Origin of the sequence: Geobacillus sp. CAMR5420, from assembly GCF_000691465.1 — a bacterium.
GTDB lineage: Bacteria > Bacillota > Bacilli > Bacillales > Anoxybacillaceae > Geobacillus > Geobacillus thermoleovorans.
On sequence record NZ_JHUS01000022.1, the window covers coordinates 69,651 to 76,328 of the forward strand.

The 6,678-nt window shown below is 54.1% G+C and carries 7 protein-coding genes and 1 tRNA gene; 6 read left to right on the plus strand and 2 right to left on the minus strand.

What is annotated here, in order from left to right:
• The first annotated feature begins 64 nt into the window (after positions 1–64).
• Positions 65–1,168, plus strand: coding sequence for a methionine biosynthesis PLP-dependent protein (locus DI44_RS11885; RefSeq protein ID WP_011230367.1), 1,104 nt, complete (start codon positions 65–67; stop codon positions 1,166–1,168).
• A 3-nt stretch (positions 1,169–1,171) separates the two neighbouring features.
• Positions 1,172–2,353 carry a cystathionine beta-lyase gene (metC, locus tag DI44_RS11880; protein WP_011230368.1) on the plus strand — a complete coding sequence of 394 codons (1,182 nt, stop codon included), beginning with the start codon at positions 1,172–1,174 and terminating at the stop codon, positions 2,351–2,353.
• A 49-nt stretch (positions 2,354–2,402) separates the two neighbouring features.
• Here the strand turns inward: metC and DI44_RS11875 are convergent, their stop codons facing one another.
• Entirely contained in the window at positions 2,403–2,612 is a 210-nt protein-coding gene (locus DI44_RS11875) for a hypothetical protein (protein WP_011230369.1), read from the minus strand.
• A 148-nt stretch (positions 2,613–2,760) separates the two neighbouring features.
• On the minus strand, positions 2,761–3,204 hold the full coding sequence (locus DI44_RS11870; protein ID WP_011230370.1) for a hypothetical protein: 444 nt from the start codon (positions 3,202–3,204) through the stop codon (positions 2,761–2,763).
• A gap of 248 nt (positions 3,205–3,452) precedes the next feature.
• On the opposite strand from DI44_RS11870, the gene DI44_RS11865 reads away from it, so the two are divergent.
• From DI44_RS11865 to DI44_RS11850, 4 genes are all read left to right on the plus strand, one after another.
• Entirely contained in the window at positions 3,453–4,148 is a 696-nt protein-coding gene (locus DI44_RS11865) for a glycosyltransferase family 2 protein (RefSeq protein ID WP_021321892.1), read from the plus strand.
• 2 nt (positions 4,149–4,150) lie between these two features.
• The gene (locus tag DI44_RS11860; RefSeq protein ID WP_021321893.1) at positions 4,151–5,266 is read left to right on the plus strand and encodes a glycosyltransferase family 4 protein; all 1,116 of its coding nucleotides are present in this window, start codon (positions 4,151–4,153) and stop codon (positions 5,264–5,266) included.
• Entirely contained in the window at positions 5,266–6,243 is a 978-nt protein-coding gene (locus DI44_RS11855; RefSeq protein WP_033024911.1) for a polysaccharide pyruvyl transferase family protein, read from the plus strand. Before DI44_RS11860 ends, DI44_RS11855 begins: the two co-directional genes overlap by 1 nt.
• A gap of 112 nt (positions 6,244–6,355) precedes the next feature.
• Positions 6,356–6,427, plus strand: a tRNA-Val gene (locus DI44_RS11850).
• Positions 6,428–6,678: the final 251 nt, after the last annotated feature.

Consider the following 6,678-nt stretch of genomic DNA (forward strand, 5'->3'; position numbering starts at 1 on the left):
GTTGGGCATTAAGTGGTCGGCCGTTGATCCATGATGGAATTTTCAGCAGAAGGAGAGAGATGAGATGGAGAAACTGGAGACGTTGTTAGCGCAAATTGGCAACCGGAGCGAAACGGTGACGGGGACGGTCAACCCGCCGGTTTATTTTTCCACCGCCTACCGCCATGCCGGCATCGGAGAGTCGACCGGGTTTGACTACATCCGCACCGGCAACCCCACGCGCAAAATCGTCGAAGAAGCAATCGCGAGACTGGAAGGCGGCGACCAAGGCTATGCGTTCAGCTCCGGCATGGCCGCCATTCAGACGGTGCTCGCCTTGTTTGAGAGCGGAGATGAGTTTCTCGTATCGGCCGACCTTTACGGCGGCACGTACCGCCTGTTTGAGCGCGGCTGGCGCAAGTATGGTCTTGGATTCCATTACGTCGATTTTGCTGATCTCGCTGCGGTGGAAGCGTGTATCACCGAAAAAACGAAAGCGATTTTCCTGGAAACACCGACGAACCCGCTTATGCATGAGACCGATATCCGCGCCGTCTCCGAATTCGCCAAGCGGCATGGGCTTTTGTTGATCGTTGACAACACGTTTTATACACCGGTGCTTCAACGCCCGATCGAACAAGGCGCCGATATTGTCATCCACAGCGCCACGAAATATTTAGGCGGCCATAACGACGTGTTGGCTGGCCTTGTCGTCGCCAAGGGCGAGGAGCTCTGTCAACGCCTGGCCGAGTATCAGAACGCCATCGGCGCGGTTTTGTCGCCGTTTGATTCGTGGCTGTTGATTCGCGGGATGAAAACGCTGGCGCTAAGGATGCGCCAGCATGAAGAAAACGCCAAGCGCATCAGCGCCTTTTTGCGCGAACATGAAGATGTTACAGACGTCTTATATCCAGGAAGAGGCGGGATGCTGTCGTTCCGGATTGCCGATGAAAAGTGGGTGAACGGGTTTTTAAAAAGCTTGCGCCTCATTACGTTCGCGGAAAGCCTGGGCGGAGTCGAAAGCTTTATTACGTACCCAGCGACGCAGACGCATGCGGACATTCCTGAGGAAATCCGCATCCAAAACGGTATTTGCAACCGGCTGCTCCGTTTCTCGGTCGGCATTGAGCACGCTGACGATTTGATCGCCGATTTGGCGCAGGCATTGAAAAACATGAAAGAGGTGTAAGCGATGGAACAGGAATGGGCGTTTTCGACGAAACTGCTCCATAACGAATGGAAAGTCGACCGCGAAACGGGGGCGGTGAGCGTGCCGATCCAGCACGCCTCCACGTTCCATCAGTTCGATTTCGATTCATTCGGCAAATACGACTACAGCCGCTCCAGCAACCCGACGCGCGAGGCGCTTGAGGAAACGATCGCGGCGTTAGAAGGCGGAACGCGCGGGTTTGCGTTCGCCTCTGGCATGGCGGCTATTTCAACGGCGTTTTTGCTTCTCTCAAAAGGCGACCACGTGCTCGTGACCGAAGACGTCTACGGCGGCACGTACCGGATGATTACGGAGGTGCTCGGCCGCTTTGGCATTGAATATACGTTTGTCGATATGACCGATTTAAACGCAGTGGCGGAAAACATCCGGCCGAACACGAAAGTCATTTATATGGAAACGCCGTCCAATCCATTGTTAAAAGTGACCGATATTCAAGGCGTCGTCAAGTTGGCGAAGGCGCATGGCTGTTTGACATTCTTGGATAATACGTTCATGACGCCGGCGTTGCAGCGGCCGCTTGATCTTGGAGTCGATGTCGTCCTTCACAGCGCCACGAAATTTTTAGCCGGCCATAGCGACGTCGTCGCCGGGCTGGCGGTCGTGAAAGACGAGGAATTGGGAAAAGAATTGTACAAACTGCAAAACGCGTTTGGCGCCGTCCTTGGCGTCCAAGATGCGTGGCTTGTGCTGCGGGGATTAAAAACGCTCCACGTTCGGCTGAAGCAGTCGTCTGAATCAGCGGCCGCCATCGCCAAGTATTTGGCTTGTCATCCAAAGGTCGAAAAAGTGTATTATCCGGGGCTGGAGAACCACCCAGGCCATGACATCCAGCGCCATCAGGCGGCCGGGTTTGGCGCTGTGCTGTCGTTCCGTTTAGCCGATGAAGAAGCGGCTCGGACGTTCGTCCGAAACGTCCGCTTGCCGGTGTTTGCTGTCAGCCTTGGGGCGGTCGAGTCAATTTTATCGCACCCAGCGAAAATGTCGCATGCGGCGATGCCAAAAGAAGAGAGGCTCCGGCGCGGCATTACCGACGGCTTGTTGCGGCTGAGCGTCGGGCTTGAGGATGTCAACGATTTGATCGCCGATTTTGAGCAGGCGTTGTCGTTTGTCAATGAGCATCCATCGGTCGTTCCGACGCGGTAACGACAAAGGTATGCATCGTTTCGGCGGATGCATACCTTTGTTTTTTTCGTTACACTTCCCGAACAAAGTTGACGGCTGTCAGCGGAATGAGCACCGTGCGCGTTTCCCGCTCGTATCCGCCCGCTTCCGCCCTAAGCTCGATCGTTCCGTCCTCGACATCGGTGAGTCGTCCCTCTATTAAGTTGTTGTCCGTCGCGACTTGGATCGTTTCCCCGATGAGGCGGCGGAGCTGCTCTTCGAATGTGGTCGCAAAGTCCATTGTCTCCTCCCTCCTTTCAGTCTAAAAGGCCGGTGATTTAAGGAGAAATACTGCTCTCCAACAGTGTTTCTCAAATTGAAAAACCTTGCAACACCATCACTTCATTCCTTGTGATTTCTCATAAATCGAGCGAATCCATTGTTTTTCATCAGCCTTCTAAACGGGTGATGGCTTGAATGCTGGCAAACGGAATGTAAACGAAACGCCCGAGCGCATCCTCAAGCACGGCATAATCGTTTCGGACGGCGATGACTGTGCCGCTCACCGGGCCGAAATTGACCGTAATTTCTACTCTCTCCCCAATCAAGTCCTCGAGCTCGTCGCCAATATCTTCCGCGGGTGGCGCCCCTGTGCGCAACTCGGTCAAAATGGCTTGCAACAGTTCGCGCTCGTCCTCCAAAATGTCCCGCTGTTCTTGCTCCTCATCAAGAATGCGGCGCAAAATTCGTTCGGCATCTTCCCCGTGATCGGCGATGGCTTCTAATAGAGAGACAATTTGTTCGACGGCCGAATCATCCAAATCTAGTTTTTCAAGCCATTTGCGGATCTTTTTCAGCTCTTTCACTGCTTCGCGCAAATGTTTATGTCCCAACGCCTCTTCCTCCTTCCTTTTCTTCCATTCGTTAACTACGTTATGCACCGCTCTTTCATTCGACACGGGTGCGTATCCGAGGAAGAAAGAACGATTTTTTTAGCCACGGGCATGGGGAAAACGGTTGAACTTTGTCGGGGGAATGACAGGTAAATGATAGGACAATTCTACTGTTTTCCTAAAAAATCAACGATTGCCTCTCACCGTTAAGAGAAAAAATGGATATATAGTGGATGAGGTGATTGATGATGGTGCCAGAGCGAAAAAAAGACTTCATCAGCGTCGTCATTCCGTGTTATAACGCATCCCGTTATATTGAGGACTGCCTAAATGGGCTGTTCAATCAAACATATCGCCAGTTTGAAGCGATTATTGTCGATGACGGATCGGACGATGGGAGCGAAGAAGTCGTGAAGCGGTGGATGAACGACCATTCCCCGTTCTTCCCGGTCGTCTATATCAAACTCCCGCGCAACGTCGGTTTTGCCGGGGCGCTCAATGTCGGCTACTTTTTAAGCAAAGGTGAGTACATCGCTGTCCATGACGCCGACGATATTTCCCATCCGGAGCGGTTCGAAAAACAATGGAAATTTTTGAACGAGCACCCGCACATCGCTTTAATCGGCACGAATTACGCCGCCTTTCCCGACGGACACTTCGACCGAAAGACGCCCGCCAACTGGCTCGCTTACGGGCGCGACATCCGCCGCGTCTATGCGGAAGGGAAACATTGCATTTGCCACGGCACGATCATGTTCCGCGGCGCCGTGTTTGACCAACTCGGCGGGCCGACAAGGCGGATTCGCGGCGCCGAAGATTATGAGTTTATTGTCAAATGTTTAAACGCCAAGCTGGAAGTGGAAAATTTGCCTGACATTTTGTACTACTACCGCAGCCATCCGCAACAGCGCTCGCGCCAGTTTTATAAGAAAGGAGGGAGCTGATCATGCGCGTATTCATGGTGCTAGATGGCCTTGACTTTGGAGGAACGGAAACGCACGCCTTCAGCCTAGCGAAAGAAATGGCCGCCCGCGGCGTTCATGTGGCCGTCGCCGCCCGCGGCGGGTCACTGGCCGATCGTTTTAGGGAAGCCGGCTGTTCAATTTATTTCATCGATTTTCCAACAGCGATCGAGATAGACGAACAACGGAAAGAACAGCTCATTCAGCAGCTTGAGGCGGTGATGAAGAAGGAAAACATCTCGATCGTTCATGCCCACCAGACGCCATCCGGCATCCTCGCTGCCACCGCTGCGCGCCGCCGCGGCATCCCGGTCGTCTTTACCGCCCATGGCACGTACTATCCGCCAGCCGAGCTTGAAGAGATGCTCCGTCTTGCTTCTGCTGCGATTGCTGTCAGTCCGCCCGTCGAGCGGCATATTGTCCCGCTCATTTCCAAACGGGTTCTCATCCCGAACGGCATTGACACGAACGAGTTTGCCCCGCTCGGCCGCGGAGGGCGGCAGACGCTTGGCATCCCGGACGACGCCTTGGTCATCGTCTATAGCAGCCGCCTCGCCTGGGCGAAAGCTGGCATTTGTTTTATGTTTTTAAAAGCGTGCAAAGATGTCAAACGGCTGTTTCCGAACTTGCACGCCGTCGTTGTCGGAGACGGCCCGCGCTTTTCTGACGTGCAGAGCCTTGTCCGCCTCATTCACCAAACGTGCCGCGAGTCGTTTCTCCATCTCGTTGGCGAACAAAGCGATATGGCTGTGTATTACTCACTCGCTGACGTTGTTGTCGGCACCGGCCGTGTCGCTCTAGAAGCGATGGCATGCGGCAAACCGGTGCTCGCCGCTGGCAACCACGGCTACTTCGGCGTTGTCGAGCCAAGCGGTTATGCCGAAGCATGGGAGTGTTACTTTGGCGATCACGGCTCGCGCCAAGGGTGCAGCCGCTATCTTCTTTCCCAAGACTTAAAACGGCTGCTTGCCTCCCCCTCATACCGCGAACAACTAGGCACGGCCGGACGGGAGTGGGTGAGACAGCAGTTTCATATCAAAACGTGTGTCGACCAAGTGCTTGGCGTATATGCATCCTTGTTGAAAGGGGAATCGTCATGATGAAAAAGGTGTTGTATATCGGTTGGATCGGCTTTCAAAACGTAGGCGACGAGCTGTTATGGAATCTTTTTGCCTCCTATGCCCGCCAATACGCCCCGGACGTTCAAATCATCCCATCGACGCCCAAGGTCAACTGGAAAGATACGAGCCCGTACGACGCCGTCGTGCTCGGCGGCGGTTCGCTCTTGCTTCCAGGCTACATGGCCGTTTTGCAAGAGGCGCACGAAGCTGGAAAACCAATATGGATATGGGGAAGCGGCATTGACTGGATCGGTGAAGCTGAAACCGACGCCTTGTGTGCAGGCGCTAAGCCAGCGCTTCACCGCCACTTTTCCGCCAACGACGTCGAGCTGTTCCGCACCGTCCTCGCCTCGGCCGCCTTTGCCGGCATTCGCGGCCCGCTCAGCGAAGCGGTATTAAAAACGTTAGGCGCCTATCCTGCAAACGTCCGCGTCATCGGCGATCCAGGGCTGTTATTGCAGACTCCCGCCTCAGCCGAACCGCCAAACAAAGAAAAAACGATCGGCATCAACTGGGGGACGACATACAATCGCCTATTCGGCCAACACGAAACACTCGTCGAAGACACCCTCGCCCGCGCTGCCAAAATGTGGATCGCCTCCGGCTACCGGATTCACTTGTACATCGTCTGGCCGAACGACCGCTCCGCCTGCGAGCGGCTTCAGCCTCTTGCCGCCACCGTCAACTTCAAACTCCACGCTAATTTGTTGTCCCTGGCCGCCGGCGTCCCGGCCGTCATGCTCGGCTACCGGTTTAAAGTGTTCGACTTCGCCGCCTTGCTCGGCCTTGACCGGTATGTCGTCTCGACCGCGAGCCCGCAGCTTGAAACAGATTTGATCGACACCGTCGCCCTCGCGGAACAACACCGCCGCCGGATCATGGAACAATACGAAACCGCCCGCCGCCAGTACATTCCGCTCTTGCTCGAGCCGTTTGAGCGCGGGTTGTTTCGATAAGGGGGAGGCGCGGGCTTTCCCTTTTTTCATGATGAACACTAATTTTTTTAAAAAAGTGTTTGACAAACGAGGAAGGCATATATATAATAAAAAATGTGTTTGAAAGCGATATGACCTGTTAGCTCAGTGGGAGAGCACTTCCTTGACAGGGAAGGGGTCGGGGGTTCAAGTCCCTCACAGGTCATCACAAAACACCTCGATCTCGATGGAGATCGAGGTGTTTTTTTATTGCCCCGCCGCCTATGCGAACACAAAGTGTGAGTAAAATATTTGTGGGTGAAATTCAGGAAGGATCCCCGACGAGCGTAGCGAATTTTTGTTCGCCACGCTCGTCGGGGCCACCAATCCAAAAACAAATCTCATGCAAAAAGGACTCTCTCCCTGCTATGATGGTGATGACCAACATCCATAAAACGGTAGCGTCAAAAGTTCTAT

Excerpts from the sequence above, each read along its gene's own strand:
- DI44_RS11855 (WP_033024911.1), top strand. The coding sequence starts at position 5,266 with ATGAAAAAGGTGTTGTATATCGGTTGGATCGGCTTTCAAAACGTAGGC.
- DI44_RS11885 (WP_011230367.1), top strand. The coding sequence starts at position 65 with ATGGAGAAACTGGAGACGTTGTTAGCGCAAATTGGCAACCGGAGCGAA.
- DI44_RS11875 (WP_011230369.1), bottom strand. The coding sequence starts at position 2,612 with ATGGACTTTGCGACCACATTCGAAGAGCAGCTCCGCCGCCTCATCGGG.
- metC (WP_011230368.1), top strand. The coding sequence starts at position 1,172 with ATGGAACAGGAATGGGCGTTTTCGACGAAACTGCTCCATAACGAATGG.
- DI44_RS11860 (WP_021321893.1), top strand. The coding sequence starts at position 4,151 with ATGCGCGTATTCATGGTGCTAGATGGCCTTGACTTTGGAGGAACGGAA.
- DI44_RS11865 (WP_021321892.1), top strand. The coding sequence starts at position 3,453 with ATGGTGCCAGAGCGAAAAAAAGACTTCATCAGCGTCGTCATTCCGTGT.